Origin of the sequence: Rhizobium lusitanum (assembly GCF_014189535.1) — a bacterium.
Lineage (GTDB): Bacteria > Pseudomonadota > Alphaproteobacteria > Rhizobiales > Rhizobiaceae > Rhizobium > Rhizobium lusitanum_C.
The window spans coordinates 1,983,482-2,008,595 of sequence record NZ_CP050307.1; the positions used below are offsets into that span (position 1 = coordinate 1,983,482).

20 protein-coding genes are annotated in these 25,114 nt (G+C 57.1%); 11 read left to right on the forward strand and 9 right to left on the reverse strand.

Going from position 1 to position 25,114, the window contains the following annotated elements:
- Positions 1-85: 85 nt before the first annotated feature.
- The 8 genes from HB780_RS12150 to HB780_RS12185 form a co-directional block, all read right to left on the reverse strand.
- On the reverse strand, positions 86-1,000 hold the full coding sequence (locus HB780_RS12150) for a DMT family transporter (protein WP_183688039.1): 915 nt from the start codon (positions 998-1,000) through the stop codon (positions 86-88).
- An 88-nt stretch (positions 1,001-1,088) separates the two neighbouring features.
- A complete protein-coding gene (locus HB780_RS12155) occupies positions 1,089-2,657 on the reverse strand; it encodes a pyridoxal phosphate-dependent decarboxylase family protein (protein WP_183688041.1) in 1,569 nt (522 codons plus the stop codon).
- Between the two features lie 34 nt (positions 2,658-2,691).
- Complete coding sequence (locus HB780_RS12160) at positions 2,692-3,489, reverse strand: YqcI/YcgG family protein (protein WP_183688042.1); 798 nt, start codon at positions 3,487-3,489, stop codon at positions 2,692-2,694.
- A gap of 246 nt (positions 3,490-3,735) precedes the next feature.
- Complete coding sequence (locus HB780_RS12165; protein WP_183688044.1) at positions 3,736-4,773, reverse strand: extracellular solute-binding protein; 1,038 nt, start codon at positions 4,771-4,773, stop codon at positions 3,736-3,738.
- A gap of 24 nt (positions 4,774-4,797) precedes the next feature.
- Positions 4,798-5,601, reverse strand: a complete 804-nt coding sequence (locus HB780_RS12170; protein WP_183688045.1) for an ABC transporter permease — start codon at positions 5,599-5,601, stop codon at positions 4,798-4,800.
- Between the two features lie 10 nt (positions 5,602-5,611).
- Positions 5,612-6,511 (reverse strand): ABC transporter permease, encoded by a 900-nt coding sequence (locus tag HB780_RS12175; protein ID WP_183688046.1) that lies wholly within the window; start codon positions 6,509-6,511, stop codon positions 5,612-5,614.
- Between the two features lie 3 nt (positions 6,512-6,514).
- A complete protein-coding gene (locus HB780_RS12180; RefSeq protein ID WP_435693861.1) occupies positions 6,515-7,612 on the reverse strand; it encodes an ABC transporter ATP-binding protein in 1,098 nt (365 codons plus the stop codon).
- Positions 7,613-7,667: 55 nt separating this feature from the next.
- Entirely contained in the window at positions 7,668-9,044 is a 1,377-nt protein-coding gene (locus tag HB780_RS12185) for an aminotransferase (protein WP_183688048.1), read from the reverse strand.
- 213 nt (positions 9,045-9,257) lie between these two features.
- Between HB780_RS12185 and HB780_RS12190 the strand changes: the two genes are divergently transcribed.
- Together HB780_RS12190 and HB780_RS12195 are read left to right on the forward strand one after the other, a co-directional pair.
- The gene (locus HB780_RS12190; RefSeq protein WP_183688049.1) at positions 9,258-10,760 is read left to right on the forward strand and encodes an aldehyde dehydrogenase family protein; all 1,503 of its coding nucleotides are present in this window, start codon (positions 9,258-9,260) and stop codon (positions 10,758-10,760) included.
- Positions 10,761-10,817: 57 nt separating this feature from the next.
- Entirely contained in the window at positions 10,818-12,059 is a 1,242-nt protein-coding gene (locus HB780_RS12195; RefSeq protein WP_183688050.1) for a M20 family metallo-hydrolase, read from the forward strand.
- A gap of 43 nt (positions 12,060-12,102) precedes the next feature.
- Here HB780_RS12195 and HB780_RS12200 read toward each other — a convergent pair whose 3' ends face one another.
- A complete protein-coding gene (locus HB780_RS12200) occupies positions 12,103-12,993 on the reverse strand; it encodes a helix-turn-helix transcriptional regulator (protein WP_183688051.1) in 891 nt (296 codons plus the stop codon).
- Between the two features lie 57 nt (positions 12,994-13,050).
- Between HB780_RS12200 and HB780_RS12205 the strand changes: the two genes are divergently transcribed.
- The 9 genes from HB780_RS12205 to HB780_RS12245 all read left to right on the forward strand — a co-directional run bounded on the left by HB780_RS12205 (position 13,051) and on the right by HB780_RS12245 (position 25,103).
- Positions 13,051-14,589, forward strand: coding sequence for an IS3 family transposase (locus HB780_RS12205; RefSeq protein WP_183686203.1), 1,539 nt, complete (start codon positions 13,051-13,053; stop codon positions 14,587-14,589).
- 507 nt (positions 14,590-15,096) lie between these two features.
- Positions 15,097-16,287, forward strand: a complete 1,191-nt coding sequence (gene fdhA / locus HB780_RS12210; RefSeq protein WP_183688052.1) for a formaldehyde dehydrogenase, glutathione-independent — start codon at positions 15,097-15,099, stop codon at positions 16,285-16,287.
- A 574-nt stretch (positions 16,288-16,861) separates the two neighbouring features.
- Entirely contained in the window at positions 16,862-17,893 is a 1,032-nt protein-coding gene (locus tag HB780_RS12215) for a substrate-binding domain-containing protein (RefSeq protein ID WP_183688053.1), read from the forward strand.
- Positions 17,894-17,966: 73 nt separating this feature from the next.
- Entirely contained in the window at positions 17,967-19,511 is a 1,545-nt protein-coding gene (locus HB780_RS12220) for a sugar ABC transporter ATP-binding protein (protein ID WP_183688055.1), read from the forward strand.
- Positions 19,512-19,539: 28 nt separating this feature from the next.
- Positions 19,540-20,529 carry an ABC transporter permease gene (locus HB780_RS12225; RefSeq protein WP_183688057.1) on the forward strand — a complete coding sequence of 330 codons (990 nt, stop codon included), beginning with the start codon at positions 19,540-19,542 and terminating at the stop codon, positions 20,527-20,529.
- A 1-nt stretch (position 20,530) separates the two neighbouring features.
- On the forward strand, positions 20,531-21,535 hold the full coding sequence (locus tag HB780_RS12230) for a sugar-binding transcriptional regulator (protein ID WP_183688059.1): 1,005 nt from the start codon (positions 20,531-20,533) through the stop codon (positions 21,533-21,535).
- Complete coding sequence (locus HB780_RS12235) at positions 21,532-22,527, forward strand: aldo/keto reductase (protein ID WP_183688061.1); 996 nt, start codon at positions 21,532-21,534, stop codon at positions 22,525-22,527. Before HB780_RS12230 ends, HB780_RS12235 begins: the two co-directional genes overlap by 4 nt.
- A 12-nt stretch (positions 22,528-22,539) precedes the next feature.
- The gene (locus tag HB780_RS12240) at positions 22,540-24,288 is read left to right on the forward strand and encodes a glycerol-3-phosphate dehydrogenase/oxidase (RefSeq protein WP_183688063.1); all 1,749 of its coding nucleotides are present in this window, start codon (positions 22,540-22,542) and stop codon (positions 24,286-24,288) included.
- The gene (locus tag HB780_RS12245; RefSeq protein WP_286202933.1) at positions 24,261-25,103 is read left to right on the forward strand and encodes a class I fructose-bisphosphate aldolase; all 843 of its coding nucleotides are present in this window, start codon (positions 24,261-24,263) and stop codon (positions 25,101-25,103) included. Before HB780_RS12240 ends, HB780_RS12245 begins: the two co-directional genes overlap by 28 nt.
- Positions 25,104-25,114: the final 11 nt, after the last annotated feature.

Consider the following 25,114-nt stretch of genomic DNA (forward strand, 5'->3'; position numbering starts at 1 on the left):
TACTGCAAGATGGAAGTTCAGTGGCCGGTCAGGCGTCGTCTTATAGCGGGTCCCATGACGGATTCGATGCCGATTGGAATTGAGCTCAACTCGACGCGACGACTTCCTCATCACCGCGACGATTCCGGAATGAGGCCAATTGCGAAACCACTATGCCAGCGATGACAACGCAGAAACCAACGATGCTTTTTGTCGACAACACCTCGCTCAGCCAGAGAAAGGACAGGATTGCAGAGAAGATGGGAATGAGGTTTTCGAATGCGTTGGCCTGCCAAAGAGCAAGACGTGCGATTGCATAGCTGTATAATATATAGGCGATGGCGGAGCAGAAAATTCCAAGAAACGCGATCTTCAGAACGATAACATAATCTATGTTCTGATTTAATATATGCCGGCTATCAAAAATGGCCACAACAGGAATAAAATATAGAGAACCGAATAAATTCTGTGTGCCGACAACAGTTATACTTTTATATTCTCCAAGGAGATGTTTTGCCAGGATAATATAAACGATCGCAGAACCCACGGACAACAAGAGGAATAGCAGGCCCTCGACGGAGTAGGCCAAGCTGAGGTTTGTCGGATCGATGATCGTGATCGAGATACCGATAAACGCTATCATCAACCCAATAATGCCGGTCGGACCAATCCTCTCCCCGAGGAATATGAAGGTTATCGCCGGAAATACCACAGGAACGGTCGCCACGATCAGAGCGCTGAGCGTCGATGGCGTGAGGAAAATTCCGTATCCCTCTCCGATAAAATAAAGAAAGGGGGAAAAGAAAGATAACAGCGCAAACGTTGGAAAATGCTCTCGCCTGATTTTCTCATTTATACGGAATATCTTCTTCAAGATAAATATAAACAGCGATGCAATCAATAGCCTCGCCAATATCGCAGTCATGGGACTGTAAGCTACAAATACATCTTTCGATAAAATGAAATTTATAGACCAAAGAAACATGGCTAAGGTAATGGCTAGGTGAGGCAAAATCTTCATGATCTCATCAACTCAAAATTCGCCTAATGAAAAAATTTACCCAATTTCCAGAGTTCCTGGAGATGAAATGTAGAAAAGTGCGGAGAGCTTACGATGCCGCCTCGGGAGCCATAGAATTAATGCCTTCATAGCGCGATGCATGCCGCTTGATGTTTTCTATAAGTCTTTCAACATCCGTTTGGTCAGTTCTGGGATTCATAACAACAAAACGCAGATAAACGGCTTCATTGTATATTGTTGTTGTCAGGTAAATATTGTTTTCCTCAATTATAAATTTTCGTAGCGACTTATTGAAGTCGTTCAGATCAACGTTATTATGTTCTGGAATATATCTGAACAGAACAATATTGAATTCCGGTTTTATAGGAATTTCAATTTCATTGATTGAAGACAGTTTTTCCACAAACAAGCTTGTCGTTTCAAAAATTCTCTTGATCAGTATTTCGAACAGCCCGTCGCCATAGATGGAGAGGATGCCCCAAAGCGATAGGGCGGCCGCACGTTTCGTGCACTCCGCAGTTGCCAGTCCGCAGTCATATTCATGACCCTCATCAGCACCTTCGGCAAACAGATAACGGGCATCCTGGCTAAATGCGAAGTATTTGTCCCGCGAACGCCGATAGAACAGATATGTCGACAATGTCGGGACGAAGAGCATTTTGTGAGCGTCCCATACAACACTGTCCGCTCTATCGATCCCCTCCAAAAGATGACGATGTTCAGGTGAGAAGCTGACGGCCCCTCCGTGAGCGGCGTCTACATGCAGCCAGACATCATAGGCCTCACACAGGTCTGCAATCCGGCTAAGAGAGTCGAACGAGCCTGTTTTAGTCGCGCATGCCGACGCCACAACTGCGATGACAGGAATTTGCCGAGCTTTCAGGATTTGCAGGAGCTCGGCAAGCGCATCGGGATCGGTCCTGCCATTGCTATCAGATTTAACATACAGACATTGGTTCGATCCAAGTCCAAGTATTCCGGCCGCCCGCTCGATGGAATAATGCGACTCTCGATGAGCTATGATGACCGGGCTCGTTTTGGAAAGAGGAAGCCCCTCTTTCCAGACACCGTCTAGAGCTTTGTTTCTTGCGGAAAGCAGCGCCGTCAGATTTGCCAAAGTTCCGCCCGAAGTAACAAGGCCGGAAAATGAGTCCGGCTTGAAGCCGAGCTTAACGCCCAATCGTTCCACCATGACCTTCTCAACGGCTGTCGCCCAGGGACCGAGCTCGTAGATGGCCATGCCTTGATTTGCGACGTCCGCCGCAAGCTCAAAAAGCGATGCCATTGGCAAGGGTGGAGGCAACTGATGGCCTATATAGCCGGGATGGTGGACCGTCTGTGTGTTGGCGAGGAACTGACCGATCAAGGCGCTCGCCCTTGATGTAACCGCCTCCATATCTCCCGGATCAACCGGTGGATTATTCTGTAAGGACTCACGCGCCTTGGCGATGTTTTCCAGCGGAGGTCTAATGGCGAGCACAGGGCCGGACCGGACCTGTGCATTTTTGAGATATTGTGAAAGCAAATGAACGACTGCCTCACCTGCCTTTGCGAAATTGTCTGCGCTGTAGAGCTGATCAATCAGCGACGTAACTGAATCGTCGCGCGCAGCTAAAATTCCAAAGTCTGATTTTCCAGACGCATTATTGATGGACATGTAAGTCGCCTTCCAACGAGAATGGATATCGCCGCTACTTATGCTTTATGTTCAGCGGGCATCGGGAAGGCGCGGGAGAATCGTCGCTATATAGAAAATACTGCTTCCATTCGCGGTTATGCTCGTCACCGTACATACTGTAATCCAGATGTCCTTCGATGCCGTCATATTTCATCCAGCGCTCTCTGATCTTTTGACGAACTTTCGGGCCGTAAGGCGTATCTTTGCCGGCTACAATATCGAAATTTGTTCTCGGTTGGATCGTGAAGACGAGTGAATCAGACAGCACTCGGCTGCGGTGCTTTCCAAGAACAGGTGATGTGATGTTTACGAAGAGCTGATACTCATTGAAGCAAAAGCTCCATATCGGATCATCCGGATCAGCAGGAATATTTTCAGGCCAGCTAAAATTATCTTTATAATGAAGATACTGAAGTATATACCATGACGCATTTGAATATTGGTGGGATTCAATAAATGTTTTGTTTGGCTTGAATATTGCCATCAGAGGAGGACAGACGGTGCCTGTTCCGTATTTTTCCTTCAGTGTTTCGACATACTCCACGACACAAGAGGAGAAGTGATCGAGCGCCTCGGCTGTTTCCCAGCCATCGATAAAGGTGAGCAGGAGATATTTTTGATCCATCGCCTTCTTGGCAAAGATGCATGGGAACGTTTCGTCGTTAATATGAGCAGATATCTGTTCCCAGGATTTCAGCTGCCAGCTTTCACCGCACTCCTCTTGAGATTTGGCTTTCATGTCTCCCATTTGCGCTGCCGAGGTGAGCAACGACGGAGAGTTCAGTTCAAGAAGATCGAATTTAATAGACAAATCGCAACTCCTAATAATTGTGGTTCTTGCAATTACGAAGCAGCAAAAATCAGATGCGCGTAGATAGATTTTACTATCTACAGACATATACTTATGATTTTAGTGCTTATTGATGTATTTAATACTTAGAATAGTAGTTCTATTCGGAAATTATACACACAGATACTGGACGGCTTGCGATTGGAGAATTTCGCAAACTCGATGGTCGCAAACCGTCTCTAAGGCCTGAGATTGAAGGGAACCGCGCTACCGCAGGAGCTTGGTCCAAAGCTTGTCGTAGAGTTCGACGACTGTCGGATCGCAGGGCGGCACGAATTCGGGATCGGGCGTCCCCGCCGGCAGGTTCAATTCGGGAGCTTCGGCCAGGGCCGGATCCATAAATTTCTTGCTACCTTTGATAGCGTTGGAATATTTGGCGTAGTTGGACACCAAGGCTGCATTTTCAGGTTCCATCATGAAATTCAGAAAAAGCTTGGCGTTTTCCAAATTCGGAGCACTCTTCGGAACGACGAGATTGTCCATGAAGCCAGTGAAGCCTTCCTTCGGATAGGCATATTTCAGCGATGGCTTTTCCAAGCGCGCGCGCAACGCGTAGCCATTCCAGCTCTGCGAAACCTTTGCTTCGCCCGAAACCAGCAATTCCTTCGTTTCAGAATTGTAGCTCTTCACCCATGGCTTCTGCGTCATCAGCAGGTCGAGGACTTGCTTCAAATCCTGCGGATTGCTGTTGCAGCGAGGAAGCTTCAGATAGCGCAGGCTGGCGTTGATGACCTCGTTGACGTCGCGCAGCATATTGATCTTGCCCTTCACGCCGTCCGCCGGATCGAAGATCTGCGCCAGCGTGTCAGGGTCGGTCTTGACGATGTCGGTATCGACGACAAAGGACGTCGTTCCCCAGGCCCATGGAACTGAATAATGACGACCGGCGTCCCAGTAGACGTCCTTCCACTTGTCGTCGACATTGGCGTAGTTGCTCATGCTGTTCGGCTCGATCTTCGCCAGCAGATCTTCCTTGATCAGGATCGCCACCATGTAGTCGCTGGGCACCAGGACATCGTATCCGGTCGCGCCGCTCTTGATCTTGGCGAGCATCGTCTCGTTGGAATCGTAAGTATCGACGTGCACTTTCACATCGTATTTGCTCTCGAATTTTTTGACCAAATCCGGTGGGGTGTATTCGCCCCAGGTATAAAGGTAGAGATCGCCCGCCGCCGATGCCGTGTTCGCCGCGAACGTGGCCGCCGCCAAGGCGATGCCGCAGGTTGAGAGAAATTTCAATTTCATGGTAGTTCCCTTTTTTTGTTGGACTTATTGGGTCTTTCTGGTTTTTCCCAGAATTGCCGACGTCAGCACGATGATCGTCGAAACGGCGATGAGGATGGTTGAAATCGCATTCACCTGGGGGGTGATCCCCAGCCGGAGCATCGAGTAGATGTAGATGGGAAGCGTCGTTGCGCTCGGCCCCGCGACCATGCTCGTAATGATGAAATCGTCGAGCGAGATGATGAAGGCCAGCAGGAAGCCGGACATGACGCCGGGCAGCAGCAGTGGCAGCGTGACGAAGCGGAATGCCTGCACGCTCGTTGCGTAGAGGTCTGACGCCGCGTCCTCCAGGCTTTCGTCCATCGCCTCCAGCCGGGCCTTCAACGGCAGGTAGGCGAACGGTATGCAGAAGACGATATGCGCCAGAAGGACGGTTATCATCCCCAGCTTGAGCCCGATGGTGACGAAAAGTACCAGCGTCGAAACCGCACTGACGATTTCGGGCACCATCAACGGCAAAGTCAGGAGCGCAAGCACAGAACCGGTGTTTTTGATCCGCCGGCTGCGCGTCGTCGCCAGAGCCGCGCCCATGGCCAGCACCGTCGCAACCGAAGCCGCGACCGTGGCGATCAGAAGGGAATTGATGGCGGCGACCTGAATGTCGGAATTTGCAATCACCTTCTGGTACCAGCGGATGCTGAAGCCGCTCCAGACGCTGACGGAATCTCCGGAATTAAAGGAATAGAAGATGAGAAAGGTGATCGGCGCGTAGAGGAAAACGATCGCCAGGCCGGCAAGGAGGCCGAAGCCCGGGAAGGTCCGAATGTCTTTTTGAGGTTTGTGAGCCATCGGAACCTCGTCAATGCGCGTTTTTGAGACTGTCGCCGGCCCGTCTGGCGACGGTCAGCAGCAGAACAAGGGTGACCGTCAGCAGGATCATCGAAACAGCAGCACCGAATGGCCAATTGCGCGAACCCTGAAACTGCATGACGATCAGGTTTCCGATCATCATCTTCTTGCCGCCTCCCAGGATATCGGGTGCAAGAAAGGAGCCAACGCTGGGAATGAAGACCAACAGGCAGCCGGCGACGATACCTGGTTTCACGATGGGGATGAGCACACCGAACAACACCTTGCGGTATCCTGCATAGAGGTCGTAGGCGGCTTCGATCAGGCGGAAGTCGAAACGCTCCAGCGCCGAGTAGATCGGCAGAATCATGAATGGCAGGTACGAGTAGATAAGCCCGAGGCCGATGGCGAAGTCAGAATAGGCGAGCGGAAGCGGATCCTTGATGATGCCGAGCCACTCAAGGAGTGAGTTCACCGGCCCGTCGTCGCGCAGCACGAACAGCAGCGCGACCGTCCTGATCAGCAGGTTCACCCAATAGGGTATGGTAATGAGAAAGAGCCAGATGTTCTTCTGGTTTTCGGGCCGCGTCGCGACGAAATAAGCGACGGGAAATCCGGCCAGCAGACAGAGGACGGTGGCAATCGCCCCCTGAAGCACCGAACGGCCAAAAATCGCCAGATAATCGGTGGTGAGAACCAGGCTATCGTCGAAGATGTCGCGGTCGAACAGAAAGCGGATATAGGCCTCTGGTGAAAACTGCCAGACGACACCGCCATAGGCACCTGGTTTCAACAATGAATAGACGGCCATGAGCCCGAGCGGCAGCAACAGGAAGATGCCGATCACGGCCAATGCTGGTCCGGCAAGTAGGGCGTTACGTCGATTGTGTGTGGGGTCGGATTTGCTCATCGCCTAGTCCCCCAATACCCGCATGGCGTCGGGCTCAAAGCCAATGGCGATTTCCTGGCCGACATCAAACGCCATGCGCCCGCGCGCACCGCCTTTGGGCGCCCGCGCCACCAGTTCGACATCGCCCGCCCGCAACCTGAATTCGATCGCATTGCCGAGATAGATCTGCCCGACCACCCTCATCCGGAGCAATTGCTCTTCTGCAACCTTGCCTTCGGCGTCCAAGATAATTCGCTCGGGCCGGATCGACAGCGTGACCTTTTCGCCGGGAGCAAATGTCTGTGTCGCCGGGCTGGACAGAATAAGGTTGCCGACGAGGCGAACCCGGGCGCTACCCGGCCCGATGTCGACGACCTCGGCCGGCAAGAGGTTCGATTCACCGATAAAGTCGGCGACGAAGCGATTTGCGGGATGTTCGTAGATTTCGGCCGGCCGCCCGATCTGCTGCACGCTGCCTTGCGACAACACGGCGATGCGGTCGCTCATTGCCAGCGCTTCTTCCTGGTCGTGGGTGACGAAAACGAAAGTGATGCCCGTTTCACGCTGAAGGTTCTTCAGCTCCCAGCGCATTGCCTGGCGCAGCTTCAGATCGAGTGCGGAGAGCGGCTCATCCAGAAGCAGGATCTGCGGGTTCGGCGCCAATGCCCTGGCAAGCGCAACACGTTGTTTCTGCCCGCCCGACAATTGGTCGGGCTTCCGGTCGCCAAAACTCTGCATGTGCACGAGATCGAGTATTCGCTCCACCCGGGCTGCGAGTTCGGCTTTCGGGACGCCTTTCATTCTCAATGCGAAGCCAACATTTTCCCTGACCGTCAAATGCGGGAACAGGGCGTAGTGCTGAAAGACCGTATTCACCGGACGCCGGTTAGCCGGCAACCCGACGACGTCCCGGCCGAAAATTTCGATCCTCCCCTCACTCGGCTGCTCGAAACCGGCGAGAATTCGCAGAAGCGTTGTCTTCCCGCAGCCTGAAGGCCCGAGCAGCGTGAAAAATTCGTTTTCCCTGACACTGAAGTCGATCGAACGGAGCGCGACATATTCATTCGCTTTTCCGCCGTTGAAGACCTTGCCGACGCCCTGGAAAGAAGCGGCTTCTCCCACTGGACTAGCTATCCCCGACATCTGGTTTGGCCTTTCTCACTGCGTAAGCAGAATTTCAGTTCTGGAGCGTCTGGGTTGCCGCGGAGATGGCGTCGTCGAGGACATCGACGATGGTTTCGCAGTCCGTTTTCGAGAGGATAAGGGGTGGCGACACGACGATGCGATTGCCGATCGGCCGTATGATGACGCCGTTTTCCTTGCATCGGGCAAAGACCACGTCAGCGGCGTGGCTGGAGGCTGGAAACCCTTCCTTGTTCTGCCGGTTCGACACCAGGTCGATGCCCAGCATCAGGTGGCTGCCTCGAACGTCGCCAACGATCTCATGCCTGAGAAGCTTCTTCGCATAGGCCTGCAAATGCGGTCCGACGTTGCGCACATGATCGAGCATGTTCTCGCGTTTCATGATGTCGATGGTTTCGAGCGCCGCCGCGCAGGCGACCGGATGCCCGGAATAGGTAAAGCCCATCGTGAACACGCCGTCCACGCATTGCGGCTGGCTGATGACGTCATGGACTGCATCGGACAGGATCGTCGCACCGAGAGGTATATAGCCAGAGGTGATCCCCTTGGCGAGGATGAGAATATCGGGAACGTGTCCGAACAGTGCCTCGGAGGAAAACCACTCTCCAAGCCTGCCGAAAGCCGTCACCACCTCGTCAGCGATATACAGCATGTCGTATTTCTTGCAGATTTGGTGCATCCGGCTGTGATAGCCCTGCGGAGCGACCAGCACGCCGCCCGCACCCATGATCGGCTCGGCGATGAATGCGGCGACGTTATCGGGACCCAGTTGCAGAATGCGTCGCTCGAATTCATCCACCAGAAAATCGCAATATTCCTCATCGCTCCTGCCATCGCCGCCGCGATACGTGTCGGCCGCCGAAACGTGATGAATGAGGTCTCTCCCGATCGCGTCAAAGCCAATTTTGGTCGCGTGAATACCGGTGAGATTGGCGGCGACATAGGTCGCCCCGTGATAGCCGTCGATGCGCGAGATTATCTTCTTCTTGTTCGGCTTGCCGAGCTGGTTGAAGTAATAATGGACAATCCTGATCGCCGCGTCGTTGGCGGTCGAGCCGCCGGTCGAATAGAAGACATGGTTGAGTGTGCCGGGTGTCAGGCTGGCAAGTTCTCGCGCCAATATGGCGGCCGGCACGTTCGTCGAGTGGCCGAACGGGTTGTAGTACTGCATTTTCATGATTTGAGATGAAACCGCATTTGCGATTTCTTCCCGGCCATGGCCAACATTGACGCACCACAAGCCGGCAATGCCATCGAGATATTTCCGACCGGTGCTGTCAAGGATGTGGACGCCGTTCGCCTCGGTGATGATCTGGCTACCTTCAGCCTTGAAATTGGCGAAGTCGGCATAGGGGTGGATGAAGTGGTCGCGATCTGCTTCCCAGACCGCAGCGTGTTCGAAATTGCGCATGCAGGTTTCCAAGTTATGATTTGCACAGAAAATAAGCAAGATTTTGTTCTGCCCGAAAGTCACCCAATTGGGGGACAGCAGATGCGATCTGCCACTGAACGCGCCGATGTCCCCCGAATGGGTAACTTTTCAAATCGCGAGCGATCCTGTCGTTTGTGGCAACGATATTTCAGCCAGAGTTCGGCTGCGGCAAACAACAGGAGACATGGGAACATGAACGCACCCGTGACAATCAAGCGGCTTGGCGCAGACGCTGCCCATTTCGTCGGCAAGGAGAAGAAGCTCTATATCGCCGGGGCCTGGGTTCCCGCTGCGGGCGGCAAGACCTTCGATGTCATCGATCCGGCAACCGGCATGGTGTTTGATCGCGTGCCCGAAGGAACCGCCGCCGATATCGACCTTGCGGTTGCAGCTGCCCGCCAGGCTTTCGAGGATGGGCCCTGGGCGACAATGACGCCTTCCGAGCGCGGCAAGCTGGTCTGGCGTCTTGGCGATCTCGTCGAAAAACACGCCGACGAACTTGCCGAGCTGGAAGCCCTCGACAATGGCAAGCCGGTGACAGACGCCCGTCATGGCGACGTCGCCTTCTCCTACGAATTGCTCCGCTATATGGCCGGATGGAGCACCAAGATCTGTGGTGAGACCATTCCCCTGTCATCGTCCTCCGCGCCCTATCATGCCTATACCTTGCGCGAGCCGGTCGGTGTCTGCGGGCAGATCGTGCCATGGAATTTTTCTCTGATGATGGCGGTCTGGAAGGTAGCGCCGGCGCTTGCCGTCGGTTGCACCATTGTCCTGAAGCCGGCGGAGCAGACGCCGTTGACCGCCCTGCGACTGGCCGAATTGGTCGAGGAGGCAGGCTTTCCCGCTGGCGTCTTCAACGTGGTGACCGGATATGGCGAAACGGCAGGTGCAGCGCTTGCAGCGCACCCCGATGTCGACAAGATCGCGTTTACCGGCTCGACCGAAGTCGGCAAGAAGATCCTCGACGCAGCCAAGGGCAATCTGAAGAAGGTGTCGCTGGAGCTTGGCGGCAAGTCACCAATGATCGTCTTTGCCGACGCCGACCCGGCGGTGACGATCCCAGCGGTTGCCTACGGCATCTTCTACAATATGGGGCAGACCTGCACCGCCGGCACGCGGCTTTACGTGCACAAGGATATCGCCCCCGTCATTCTCGACGGCCTCAAGGCGTTTGCCGCCAAGATGAATGTCGGCGTCGGGCTCGACCCTACCACGCAGATCGGGCCGCTGGTCTCGCTCGAACAGTTCGAACGCGTCACCAATTATGTCGCAGCCGGCATCGCCGAGGGCGCGACCCTGTTTCATGGCGGCAACCGCGTAGGTGACAAGGGCTATTTTCTCGAACCGACCATTCTGACAGACACGACATCGGACATGTCCGTCGTGCGCGAAGAGATTTTCGGGCCGGTCCTTGTCGTTGCCACCTTCGAAGACGAGGGTATCGACGCTGTCGTGCGAGAGGCCAACAACTCCATCTATGGCCTGGCGGCCAGCGTTTTCACCCGTGATGTCAGCCGAGCCCATAAGGTTGCCAAGAAGCTGAAGGCCGGCACGATCGGCGTCAATACCCATCATGTGATCGATCCGGCCCTGCCCTTTGGCGGCTTCAACCAGTCCGGATGGGGGCGTGAACAGGGCTATGAGGCCATTCTGCTCTACACGGAAGTCAAGTCCGTCGGCATTGCGCTTTAGTCAAGCACAACGCGGCTGGATTGCCGGCTAGCACTGTGAACAGGAGAAATGCTGCGCATGTCCAATCTAAGGATTGATGGAGACCGGCTCTGGGACAGCATCCATGAGACGGCTGTCTTTGGCGGGACGCCGGACGGAGGTGTAAAGCGACTGACGCTTTCGCAAGAGGACCGCAAGGTTAGAGAGTGGTTCAAGTCCCAATGTGAGCAGCTCGGTTGCCGGGTAAGCATCGATGAGGTCGGCAACATGTTCGCCCTCCGGCCGGGCCTCGATGATAACCTCGCGCCGATTGCGATCGGCAGTCACCTGGACACCCAGCCGACCGGGGGGAAATTCGACGGTATCCTTGGCGTGCTGGCGGGGCTTGAAATCATCCGGGTCTTGCACGACGCCGACTATCACACCCGCCATCCCTTGATACTCGTCAACTGGACCAACGAGGAAGGCGCTCGCTTCGCTCCGGCCATGCTTGGCTCCGGCGTCCATGCCGGTGTCTTCGATCGGTCCTTCGCCGATAGCCGCATCGATGCGGAAGGCGTCACATTTGCTCAGGCGATAGAGGCAATCGGCTATCGCGGCCCCACGCCACTCGGACAAACACGTTTTGCCGCAATGTTCGAACTGCACATAGAGCAGGGGCCGGTTCTCGAGCGCGAAGCCATTGAAATCGGGGTCGTGACGGGCGTGCAAGCCATGCGTTGGTACGATCTGGTCATTGTCGGTCGCGAGGCGCATGCGGGGTCGACTCCGATGGATATGCGTCAGGATGCCCTGGCAGACGCAGCGCAAATCATACTGGCTGCGCAAGACGTTGCCCGCCGCCACGGCGGGCTTGCCACCACCGGTCAAATTACGATCGCGGCCCCCTCGCGAAACGTCATTCCCGGACATGTGACGTTGAGTCTCGATCTTCGACACGAGCGGGATGGGGAACTAGATGCAATGGAGCGGGAAATCGCCTCCATCATCGAAGATCGGTGCCAGTCCGCCCGCGCCACACTGGCGCCAATCTGGAAGAGCCCCGCCGTTCGCTTTGATGCATCCTGCCTGGAAGCAATCAAAAAGGGGGCATCTGCCGCCGGCGCCAGCACGCGAAACATCGTATCCGGGGCAGGTCATGATTCCGTCTATGTGTCGAGAATTGCGCCGACAGCGATGATCTTCATTCCGTGTCTGGAAGGGCTCAGTCACAACCCCGCTGAAAGTGCGTCCAAAAAACACTGTACTTTGGGAGCGCAAACTTTGCTCAACGCCGTGCTCTTCCACGACCAGATATCAGCAGACCAAGGAAGCAGCTGACGCCTCCCAGCCGCAGTTCACCCAAGGGGAGCGAAGACAATTATCAAGCTGTTTTCAGCTCATCCGACATGAAACTGATAAATGCTGAAAACAGCTCGCCTTGAGTTCGTATATTCAATTTCTGATATAATCTCTTGCGATAAATTTTGACGGTCTCGGGGCTTATTATCAGGAATCTTGCGATGGATTTAACCGAATGCCCGCGCAGGGACATAATTGCCACTTCACGCTCCCGTTCACTCAAAATATTGCTGCCGAAATTCCGAAAGGAAGCGGAAGCGAGTCCATCGGCGCTGTCGCTCCGCGACGGCGTTACGTCTGAAAATATGGAATTCCATTTTTGCTTGCAGAGCGCGTCGAGACAGCCGTAAAAAGCCTCTAGGAATCCGATGTTACTCGTCCCGCCGACCGCATCCCTACCCCGCCGCCCGATAGAAATAGTCAACACGCCATTCGTGCCCAGATCGACCAAAATTGCGCATTCGTCGACCAGTCCTATATGTGAATAATATTCGCGGTAGTAATCACTGCTTGTGAAAGAGTCAGGAACGCAGTCGGCGAGCCTAAATACTCCTGCGGAGCAACCTTCGACAATCCTATTGTAAATGGGATCAAGTAGGTAGGCGCCATTCACGTAAGGGTGAATCGTCGATCTCTCGTCAAAGCCGGATAAGTTGTCGTAAACCCGGACAGGAGGTTGGCCCACCTTGAACAGTGAAATGAAGACGCTATTGCATTCCGCATAGTTGTCAAAAAACCTTGCCAGCAAATCGCCAAATCTATCTCTGTCGCTCTCACCAATCAGGGGCGCCAGATCTCTCAATACATTATCGCGATTGTCCCACTTGAAAATCTCGGAAGCACCGGGTCCTTCGGGCAGGCTGGGACAATCGGTCACTGTCAGTGCTTTTGCTATAGGAATGTTGATTTCCACTAGGAACTGCCCCGGAAGGGGGTGCGGACGAAAACTTGGACCACCAGGAGGTAGTTCATGTATTCCTACGCAGACAGACTTCGAGCCGTTGAGCTTTATATCAGGCTTGGCAAGCGACTTAACGGGACCATTCGCCAGTTGGGTTACCCCACAAAGAATGCGCTGAGGGGTTGGTACCGCGAGTACGTACAGCATCTCGACCTGCGTATTCAGCCGGTAGCTCGAGCGCCAAAGTATTCCGAGAGTCAGAAGCAGGCGGCACTTGAGCATTACCGCACCCATGATCGTTGCATCTCTGCGACGATGAGGGCGCTCGGCTATCCTGGTCGAGGAACTCTGACCGCATGGGTACGGGAGGCCTTTCCGGAGACACGAACATCGATGGTCGGTCGATCGTGGCGCCCTGCCTATCCCGCAGCGGTGAAGCAAGCTGGTGTCATCGGACTATGTAGTGGAAATGAAAGCGCCCAACAGGTGGCTGACCGGCTGGGCGTCTGTAGGCCGACGTTGTACAACTGGAAAGACCAGCTACTCGGTCATGAGGCTCCTTCATCCATGAAACGCCGCAAAACCACCCCGCAGGCGCCGGAACGCGAGGAACTCGAGCGACAGCTTGAAGCCCTCCAACGTGATGTTCGCCAGTTGCAACTCGAGCATGACCTCCTGAAGAAGGCCAATGAACTCCTAAAAAAAGAACTGGGCGTCGATCTGCAGATCCTGAGTAATCGGGAAAAGACACAGCTGGTTGACGCCCTTAAAGATACCTATCGCTTGCCAGAACTGCTCGCACAGCTGCAAATTGCGCGAAGCTCCTACTTTTATCATCGCACGCGCATGTGTCTGGCAGACAAGTATGCCGCCGTCCGGCACAGCCTTGCGGAAATCTTTGAAGCGAACCGTCGTTGTTACGGCTACCGCAGACTACAGGCGTCACTGGCCAGGAAGAGCGTGATCATCTCGGAAAAGGTTGTCCAGCGCTTGATGAAGCAGGAGCACCTGGTCGTGGCCAGACCGCGCCGACGGCGTTTCGGATCATACTTGGGAGAAATAAGTCCGGCACCCGAGAACCTGATCAATCGCGACTTCCATGCGAAAGCGCCGAACGAGAAATGGCTGACAGACATCACCGAGTTCCAGATCCCAGCCGGGAAGGTGTATCTCTCGCCCATCATCGATTGCTTCGACGGAATGGTCATCAGTTGGTCGATTGGAACGCAACCAGACGCGGGGCTGGTCAATACTATGCTGGATGCAGCTATTGAGACCGTGACCGACGGCGAGGAACGGCCAATCGTCCATTCCGATCGCGGAGCCCATTATCGCTGGCCAGGCTGGCTAACGCGGATCAGCGAAGCGAAACTGGTTCGCTCGATGTCCCGAAAGGGCTGCTCACAAGATAACGCCGCATGCGAAGGCTTCTTCGGCCGATTGAAAACGGAACTATTTTATCCACGAGATTGGAAGACCATCACAATCGAACAGTTCGTCGCTGAGGTAGATGATTACATCCGCTGGTACAATGAAAAGCGCATCAAGATATCGCTGGGATCGCTAAGCCCCGTCGAGTATCGTAAGAGCCTCGGCATTAGCATATGAAGCAGTCCAACTTTTTATCCGCACCCCCGAATTTTCGCCGAGAATTGACCCTCCTTTCATGTATGGAACGGCGGCTAGGCTACGGTCAAGATGTTACTTTTCTCCGTCGGCTTCGGTTTGCCGTACCTCGTGTTTTTCGATCGGAGGCCGCCCCTTGCCCCAAGCATGCGGCAATAGACCGGCCAGGCTTGTCATGTCCGGATGGCGCCCACCGACCATGATCTGTCGGCATGGGGGCGTGCGCGGTATTTAATCCGCCGGCTGTCGTCTTTGTCCGCGCTCATGTCGCTTTCACTGCCTCTGTCCGCCTTCCATCGTGGTCTGCTCAAGGTGTTCAAGGGGCCGCTTCGGTCCGCATTATGCGCCATTCTGGATGCGGCCGCTTAGGCGCTATCCGGAAGCGCCATGGTTAGCCGATTTGCAGAGGAGGCAAGTCGGCTGGGAGAGCGTGTCACCGGTCTTGCCGGCGGCGGAATCCATGCATCGAAACCCATAGGAGGAGTGAGTATGAGCAGGAACAGAGGCGTCGTCTACATGCGGCCCGGCAAGGTCGAGGTGAGGGACATCGACGACCCGAAGCTTGAGGCGCCGAACGGCCGCCGCATCGAGCACGCGGTCATCTTGAAAGTAATCTCGACCAATATCTGCGGCTCCGACCAGCACATGGTACGCGGCCGCACGACCGCCATGCCCGGCCTTGTCCTTGGCCATGAGATCACCGGCGAAGTGATCGAGAAGGGCATCGATGTGGAGATGCTGGAGATCGGCGACATCGTCTCGGTGCCGTTCAACGTCGCCTGCGGCCGCTGCCGCTGCTGCAAATCGCAGGATACCGGCGTGTGCCTGACCGTAAACCCGTCGCGTGCCGGCGGCGCCTACGGCTATGTCGACATGGGCGGCTGGATCGGCGGACAGGCCCGTTACGTCACCATTCCCTACGCCGATTTCAACCTGCTGAAATTCCCGGATCGCGACAAGGCCATGGCGAAGATCCGCGATCTCACCATGCTCTCCGATATTCTGCCGACCGGCTTTCATGGTGCGGTGCGCGCCGGCGTTGGCGTAGGATCCACCGTCTATGTCGCGGGCGCCGGTCCCGTCGGTCTTGCGGCTGCCGCCTCCGCCCGTATCCTCGGTGCGGCCGTCGTCATGATCGGCGACTTCAACAAGGATCGCCTCGCTCATGCCGCGAAAGTCGGCTTCGAACCGATCGATCTTTCAGCGGGCGACCGTCTCGGCGACATGATCGCTCAAGTCGTCGGCACGAACGAAGTCGATAGCGCCATTGACGCCGTCGGCTTCGAGGCACGCGGGCATTCAGGCGGCGAACAGCCGGCTATCGTGCTCAACCAGATGATGGAAATCACGCGGGCGGCGGGATCGATCGGCATTCCCGGCCTCTATGTTACCGACGATCCGGGCGCCGTCGACAGTGCGGCCAAGGAAGGCAATCTCTCGCTCCGCTTCGGTCTCGGCTGGGCCAAGGCGCAGTCGTTCCACACCGGCCAGACGCCGGTCATCAAATATAACCGCCAGCTCATGCAGGCGATCCTGCATGACCGACTGCCGATCGCCGATATCGTCAATGCAAAGATCATCTCGCTGGATGATGCCGTCCAGGGCTATGAAAGCTTCGACCAGGGTGCAGCGACGAAATATGTCCTCGATCCGCATGGCGACCTTCTCAAGGCGGCCTGACCGTAAAGATAGAGATTGGGTGTTATAGAGGATGGCCGGCCAATAGGGTCGGCCATCCTCTTTTGAGACGAAGTGTCCGATGATCAGAGATCAGCGCCGCTACCATCAAAGATAGCCGCACGGCATACCGGCCGAGGTCCTGAGTGCTGCCGGAAGTGACGCGCTGGCTGGTTGGCCGCCATGCCGAGACTAATACCTATGCTGATAGTCGACTGGACGTGCGCTGGAAGGGACATTCCCTGCCCTATAGGACGTTCGACGCCGCTAATGTCGCCCGATTGTTCAGTCCCTGCATTTGCTGGAACGGACTTGAGCTGAAACGGTCTTGAGTCCCGGCCTGACGTTCCACGCAGCCACCGAGGTGTGGCTCCCGAAGTCACCGCCATGATCGAGTCGATCACCAACCAGGCTCTTCGTTGTGAAATATATTTCATTGCATGAATTATATTGACATATCGATTCTCCCAAGGCTAACTGCGATCACCGGGGTTCGAGGAGGAAGTCCGGTTTCACGAACAAGGCGCAATGCGCGCCATCGGCTTTTTGGGAGGGGCGTCAGCCTCGAGGAGGAACTTTGCGCAATTTTCTGGGCACGACAGCGATGGCTGTTTTGGCTGTCGCGACATTAAGCACAGCTGCGTCAGCGGCTGAAACGGAAAATCCGTTTCGCTGCAAGCCGGGCGAAAAATACGTTATGAACGTCATGGTTTCGGGCGTCGAATACTGGTTCCCAGTCTACGAAATGTTCAAGCAGGCCGGCCGACAGCTTGGTTGCGAGACCGCCTATACCGGCACGCCGGAATATGACGTCAACAAGCAGATCGCTAGCTTCGATCAGGCGCTCGCCCAGAATCCGGCAGGCATCCTTGTCCATCCGATGAACTCTGACCCCTTCATCGAGCCCATCAATCGCGCTATCGATCAGGGCACGGCGGTGGTCACTTTCGCCGCGGACTCGCCTCTCTCCAAACGCATATCCTTCATCACCTCGGACAATAATCGCGAAGGCGCTTATGCAGCCGATGCGATCGCCGAAAAACTTGGCGGCAAGGGTGAATATGCGGTTCTGGAAAATCCGGGACAGGACAACCACGACAAGCGCATCGCCGCTTTCATTGCCCGCATGGAAGCAAAATATCCCGGCATGAAGCTCGTCGGCCGAGCCGCGTCGAACCAGGATCCCAACAAGGCCTACCAGGGTCTCATGAGCTTGGTGCAGGCACATCCGAACCTCAATGCCGTGTTCATGCCGGAGGCAAATTCGGCGATCGGCGCGGCCCAGGCCAACAAGGAAAGCGGTGGCAAGATCCTCGTGATGTGCGCCGACGTCAACGCCAACATCCTCGACATGATCAAGGCCGGCGAAGTGTTCGGCTCGATCAATCCGAACCAGGGCATGCAGGGCTACATGGGCTTCATGATGCTGTGGTTTGCCAAGCACCCGGAACTGATCGACCCGATGAACGATGCCAAGCGCTCGGGCTTCAACCCGATGAGCATTCCCTTCGTCGACAACGGCCTGTCGATCGTGACAGTGGCCAATGCCGATGATTTCTATTGGGACAAGTACCTGAAGCGCCGTGGCACGAAGGGCATCGAGGAGTAGGTCTTGCAAAGCGGCTGTCCGGGGTGAGGAGATCCCGGGCGGCCGATGCGAGGCGGAGAAGGGAGAGAATGTCATGGTGCAGCCACCGGTCTTGGAGATACGCAATGTCAGCAAACGTTTCGGTGCCATCAAGGCGCTGACGGATGTGGCATTCACCCTTGAAAAGGGCGAGGTGCATGCGCTCTGCGGCGAAAATGGCGCGGGCAAGTCGACGCTCATGAACATTATCGCCGGCGTGCTGCAGCCGAACGAGGGGGAAATCCTGGTCAATGGCGCGCTCGTGAAGATCACGTCTCCTGCCTATGCCCAGTCGTTGGGTATAGGTCTGGTCCATCAGGAAATCGCGCTCTGTCCGGACGCGACGGTTGCCGAGAACATGTTCATGGCGGCAACCAACCGGCGCCGTTCGCCCCTGATGAATTTTGCCAGGCTGGAGCGCGAAGCGCAGGCCGTTATGGACCGCCTTGCTTCCATCGATGTCCGCCAGAAGGTCGGCGATCTGCCGATTTCCAGCCAGCAGCTGGTCGAGATCGCCAAGGCGCTGACGCTCGACTGCCGCATTCTCATCTTTGACGAGCCGACGGCCGCACTGACCGAAGCGGAAGCCCAAGTGCTCTTCGGCATCATCAACGACCTGAAAGCCCACGGCATCTCGATCGTCTACATCAGCCACCGCATGGCGGAGATTTTCAGCCTCTGCGACCGCGTCACCGTCTTTCGCGACGGGCGATATGTTTCGACTGAACGTGTGTCCGATATAACGGCGGAAGATGTCGTGCGCCGCATGGTCGGCCGCGAGATCACGCAGCTCTATCCGGACAAGCAGACCGTGGCGGAGCGCACCGGCGGGAGCATTCTTTCCGTTCGCAATCTCGGCGACGGCAAGCGTTTTCAGGATGTCAGCTTCGAACTGCGCAAGGGCGAAATTCTCGGGATCGGCGGTCTGATCGGCTCCGGTCGGACCGAGATCGCGGAGGGCATTTGCGGGCTGCGCCGAACGACGGAAGGCGAGGTTCGACTGCTCGGCAACACCCTCTCTGCGTCGTCCTATGCGGATTCGGTGCGGGCGGGTGTCGTTTACCTATCCGAGGATCGCAAGGGCTCCGGCGTGTTTCTCGACCTGTCGATCGCGCAGAATATAGCCGCTCTCGATCTGAAATCGCTGACCGGGCCTTTCGGGCTCCTGAATGCGAAGACGGAGGCCGAGCGCGCGCACGATCTTGCCCGTCGTCTTGGCGTTCGCATGGGTGGTATCGACATGCCGGTCTCGTCGCTCTCGGGCGGCAACCAGCAGAAGGTCGCCATCGCCAAACAACTGGCGGTCGATCCGAAGGTGATCCTCATGGACGAGCCGACGCGCGGCATCGATGTCGGCGCGAAATCCGAGATTCATCGCCTGCTGCGTGACCTCTCGCGTTCCGGGATTGGCATCGTCGTCATCACGTCTGAACTGCCGGAGCTCCTTGGTCTATGCGACCGGGCGATCGTCATCCGCGAAGGCACCGTCGCCGGCGAGCTCGAAGGAGCGGCGATGACGGAAGAAGCTATCATGAGGCTCGCATCGGGCATCGGCGCGCGGCAGCTCACCACATCGAAGGCATCAGAGCATGCCGACTGAGAAAAAAGCAGAAACGGAGGACAGGGCAATGACAGATCACGCATTGGCGGTGACGAGGGAGCGTGCTTCTTCCTGGCGGCGGCTCGGAACAATGCGGGAAGCGGGGCTGATCGCGATCATTCTCGTCCTCTGCATTTTGATGAGCTTTGCTTCCCCGCACTTTCTGACGCTTGGCAACTTCAGGGCCATGCTGATGTCGTTCTCGGTCGAAGGCATCGTCGTCGTCGGCATGACGATCCTTCTGATCGTCGGCGGTATCGACCTCTCGGTCGGCTCGGTCGTCTGCTTCTCGATGGTCCTGTCCGGATCGCTGTTCCTGATGGGGCTGGATCCGTGGAGCGCGTCGCTGATCGGTATTTTCGCCAGCGCCCTGATCGGCTGCGCCATGGGCTTCTTCGTGACGGTCATCGGCCTCAACCACTTCATCGCATCGCTGGCCGCCATGGTGATCGTGCGGGGCATCTGCCTCATCATTACCAAGGGAACGCCGCTGTCGCTGTTCACGCTGCCGCCTTCGTTCAAGGCGGTCGGACAAGGCACGCTTTACGGGATACCCTACGTGATCCTGATCTTTGTCGCCGTGGTCGCCATTTTCGACTTCCTGCTGCGCCGCGCAACGGCCTTCCGCAAGGTTTTCTATACTGGCAGCAACGAGAAAGCGGCGCTCTACTCCGGGATCAAGACCAACCAGGTCAAGTTCTGGGTTACCGTTCTCTGCGCCACGCTGTCCGGCTTTGCCGGCGTCATCTACATGTCGCGGTTTGGGGCTGCGACCCCCACCTTCGGCGTCGGAATGGAGCTCAATATCATCGCAGCGGCCGTCATCGGCGGTGCGTCCCTGAGCGGCGGCTCCGGCACGATCCTCGGCGCTATCCTCGGCATTGCGCTTTTGTCCGTGGTCACAAGCTCGCTGATCCTGCTCAATATATCGGTCTATTGGCAGGACATGATCAAAGGCTGCATTCTGCTCGCTGCCGTTTCCATTGACCACTTCCTTCACAAGCGGAAGGCCGCCTGACATGCCGATTGCAAAGCTCAAATCCCCATCTGCTCCCCGCGAGGAAATCGTCATTGCGCGCCAGATGCACCAGGCGCTCGTCCTGCACTTCCTCGAGGGCCTGACGCAGGCGCAGATCGCCGATCAGCTCGGCATCTCGCATGCCACCGTCAACCGGTTGATCAAGCGCGGCCGCCAGCTCGGCCTTGTTGAGATCAAGATCAAATCCCCCGTCGAGCCGCTGGTGGACATGGAGGAGCAACTCCTGGCGCTTGGCGGCATCAGCCGTGCCATCGTGGTGCCGACAGTGTCCGATAATCCACAAACAGCGCTGCAGGCGGTTGGCGAAGCGGCAGCCCGTCTGCTTCTTGAGCACATTGCCGACGGCGACACAATTTGCATCACCGGCGGCAAGGGTGTCAGCGCGGTCGTCGCCGGCCTCCAGACGCCACGCCGCTTCGACGTCGAAGTCATCCCGGCGACGGGCTGCGTTCAGGGCAAGCACTACACGGACGTGAACCACGTCTCGACGATGATGGCCGACCGCCTCGGTGGCCGCTCGTACCAGATCCACGCGCCGCTCTTTGCCGATAGTGCGGCCGAGCGTGGAATGCTGATCAACATGCGTTCTGTCGCGGACGTCTTCAAACGGGCGCGCGAGGCCAAGGTGGCGATCGTCGGCATCGGCTCCATTCTCTCCGACGATTCCAGCTACTACGACCTGCATCCCTCTTCGAGCACGGACCGCGCAGCAATCGAACGCTCCGGCGCCTCGTGCGAACTGCTGGCCCATCTGCTCGATGACCGGGGCAGCGTTTGCGACTACAGCCTCAACCGGTCACTGGTCTCGCTGACCCTTCCGGAGTTTGCTTTAATCCCGACGAAGATCGGCGTGGCAAGCGGGCCGAACAAGGCGGGACCGATCCTCAGCGTCATGCGGGGGCATCATCTCGACACGCTGGTCACCGACGAAGCGACGGGCGCGCGTGTTCTTGCACTGGCAAACGGCGAAGGACAACGCGCATGAGCGGGCAACAGTTGATACGCGACATAGGTAGTTCAGGCGTCGCCGCCTCGGCAGTCGGGCTCGGAACATGGGCGATCGGCGGCTGGATGTGGGGCGGCACGGACGAGGCGGAATCGATCGCCGCGATCCAGGCATCGCTGGATGCCGGCGTCACGCTGATCGATACCGCACCGGCCTACGGGCTCGGCCGATCCGAGGAGATCGTCGGCAAGGCGCTTGCCGGCCGCCGCGACAAGGCTATTATCGCCACCAAATGCGGCCTCGTATGGCACACCGACAAGGGCAGACATTTCTTCGATCAGGATGGCAGGCCGGTTCACCGCTATCTTGGCCGCGATGCGATCTTCCACGAGGTCGAGGAAAGCCTGCGGCGCCTCGGCACCGATTATATCGATCTCTACATCACCCATTGGCAGGATCCCACGACCCCGATCGAGGAGACGATGCGGGCGCTGGAGGACCTGAAGATATCGGGCAAGATCCGGGCGATCGGCGCCAGCAATGTCGGAGCGCCGGAACTTGAAGCCTATATTTCGACTGGCGGTCTGGATGCCATCCAGGAGCGCTTCAGCATGATCGACCGGGAGATCGAGACCGATCTGCTGCCGTTGACCCGAGCGAACGGCATTTCGACGCTGAGCTATTCCTCGCTTTCGCTCGGCCTCTTGTCCGGTGCGATTGGACCAGAGCGGGTCTTTTCCGGCGACGATCAACGGCTGGATAACCCGCGCTTCTCCGTTTCCAACCGCGAAAAGGCGTTGGCTTTTGCGAGTGCTATCCGGCCGGTTGCCGATAAACACGAGGCCAGCGTCGCACAGACGGTCATTGCCTGGACGCTTTCCCGGCCCGGCGTCACCTTTGCCCTTTGCGGTGCGCGCAATCCCGCGCAGGCACTCGACAACGCCCGTGCCGGAACCATCAGGCTGGACGGGGATGATCAATCAGCCATCGATGCAGCCATTTCAGCGAAACTGACTGATATGAACAGGTAACGGGTCGCCATCATGAATCGTGAAGAGACTTTGGACGGGCTTCGCCAAAGCCCGAAGGTGGACGTGTGTGTCATCGGCGGCGGTATCAACGGCATCAGCGTCTTCCGGGAGCTGGCGCTGCAGGGGCTGAGCGTGCTTCTTGTCGAAAAGCACGACTATTGCTCCGGCGCGAGCGCCGCATTGTCGCGCATGGTGCATGGCGGCCTTCGCTATCTCGAGAACGGCGAGTTCAAGCTGGTACAGGAGTCCCTTGCCGAACGTGACCGGCTGCTGCGAAACGCCCCGCACTACGTCGCCCCTCTTCCGACGACGGTTCCGGTCTTCGATGTTTTTTCCGGGCTTGGCAACGGGATCGTTCGCTTCCTGGGATTGACCCGCCGGCCCAGCCGCCGTGGCGCGGTTGCGATCAAGGCCGGACTCAGCATCTACGATTTCCTGACGCGCAAGCGGGCCATGATGCCGCATCATCAGTTTCGCGGGCGGCGGGCGACGCTCACCAAGTGGCCGGCGCTCAATCCCGACATCAAGAGTTCCGCCACCTATTACGACGCCTGGGTCAGCCATCCGGAACGCCTCGGCATAGAATTGCTGGATGACGGGCTATCGGCAGGACCACAGGCGCGGGCACTAAACTACGCCGATATCCGGGCGGGGGGCCAGGGTCGATATCTCGTCCGTGACAATATCACCGGCTCGTCAGTGACGATCGAGCCCACACTCATCATCAACGCAACTGGCGGATGGATCGACATTACCAACGGCACGCTCTCTACGCCGGACACGCGGACGGCACCATTGATGGGTGGAACCAAAGGGTCTCATCTCATCATCGACAATGCGGCGCTTTACGAAGCGCTGGCCGGCCACATGATCTACTATGAGAACGAGGACGGCCGGATCTGCATCCTGTTTCCTTATCTGGGTAAGGTTCTGGTTGGCTCCACCGATATCCGCATCGACGATCCCGATACCGTGCGCTGCGAAGCGGATGAACGCGACTACATATTGCAGTCTCTGTCATTCGTCCTTCCGGGCATCGAGATCCGGCCGGAAGAGGTCAGCTTCCAATTCTCGGGCGTGCGTCCCCTGCCGGCAAGCACCGACAGCTTTACCGGCCGCATCCCGCGCGATCATTTCTGCACGGTCGTGGATACTGCCGACGGCGGACCATCGGTGCTGTGCATGATCGGCGGGAAATGGACCACCTTTCGTTCGTTCGGCGAACTCGCCGCCGATCTCGCATTAGAGCGGCTGGGGAAAGAGCGCCGCATTTCGACAGCCGACCGGGCAATCGGCGGCGGGCGGAGATTTCCCCTGGATCGCGCTGCCTGGATTGCTCAGGTGGCCGCAGAAAAGGGAATTCCAGGTAGCCGGATGGCGACGCTTTTCGGCCGTTACGGCACGCAAGCGGAAGCCTTCGCCAGTTTCATTGCGATGGCGCCAGATAGGCCTATGCCGCATCCGGACTACTCGGAGCGCGAACTGCTTTTTCTCATTCGCAACGAAGCAGCCGAGCACCTTGATGATCTGCTGCTGAGGCGCACCACGCTTGCGATATCAGGCAATCTCTCCCAGCAGATGATGGACGCGGTACTCGATCTTCTGGCGGAGCAAAAAGCCTGGACGCCGGCGCAGCGTGGTGCCGAGCGCGACCGTTTTCTCACCCTTCTGCGTGAACGCCACGGCGTCACCGAAAGCACTCTTACAGACCGGAACGAACAAAGGAGCATGGAATGCGAAGCAACAGCAAAGTCCGGATGAACCGGCTGTTCAGCGGCGGCCGCTGCCTGGACGTGGCCATCGATCACGGTGTCTGCAACGAGCCGTCCTTTCTCAACGGCCTCGAAGACATGCCGGCGGTCGTCAAGACCTTGGTTGACGCGGCACCCGATGCGATCCAGATGAACTACGGTCAGGCCGACCTGCTGCAGAATGCAGCCGGCAAGGACAAGCCGGCGTTGGTGATGCGCATCGACATGGGAAATCCGTATAACCGCACGCGTCACCGGGACATGTGGGCTGTGCTCCAGAACGAAGCCGAGCCGTTGATCGGCGCGATCAAGATGGATGCAGCCTGCGTCGTCGTCAATCTCTTCATGCTTCCCGACGAACCCGACCTCTTTCGTCAATGCGTGCAGAATATTGCGCGCGTGCGCGCGGACTGCGACAAATACGGCCTGCCGCTGATGATCGAGCCGCTGGTGATGCAGCCGGTCGACCAGGCCGGTGGCTACATGGTCGATGGCGATGCGGACAAGATCGTTACGTTGACGCGATTGGCGCGGGAAATGGGGGCCGACATCGTCAAGGCGGACCCGACCACCAATGCGGAAGATTTCCACAGGGTGGTGGAAGCAGCCCGTTGCCCGGTTCTCGTCCGCGGCGGCGGCAAGGAAGACCTTCGCGCCGTCTTCGACAAATCCGCGGCCTTGATGCGGCAGGGTGCCATGGGCATGGTCTATGGGCGCAATATCTATCAGCATGCCAATCCAGGCGCTGTCGTGCGCGGATTGATGGCGATCATACATGACGACGCCGGCGGCGAGGACGCTTTCGCGCTTTACCAGCGCGGCTGACAATGAAGACG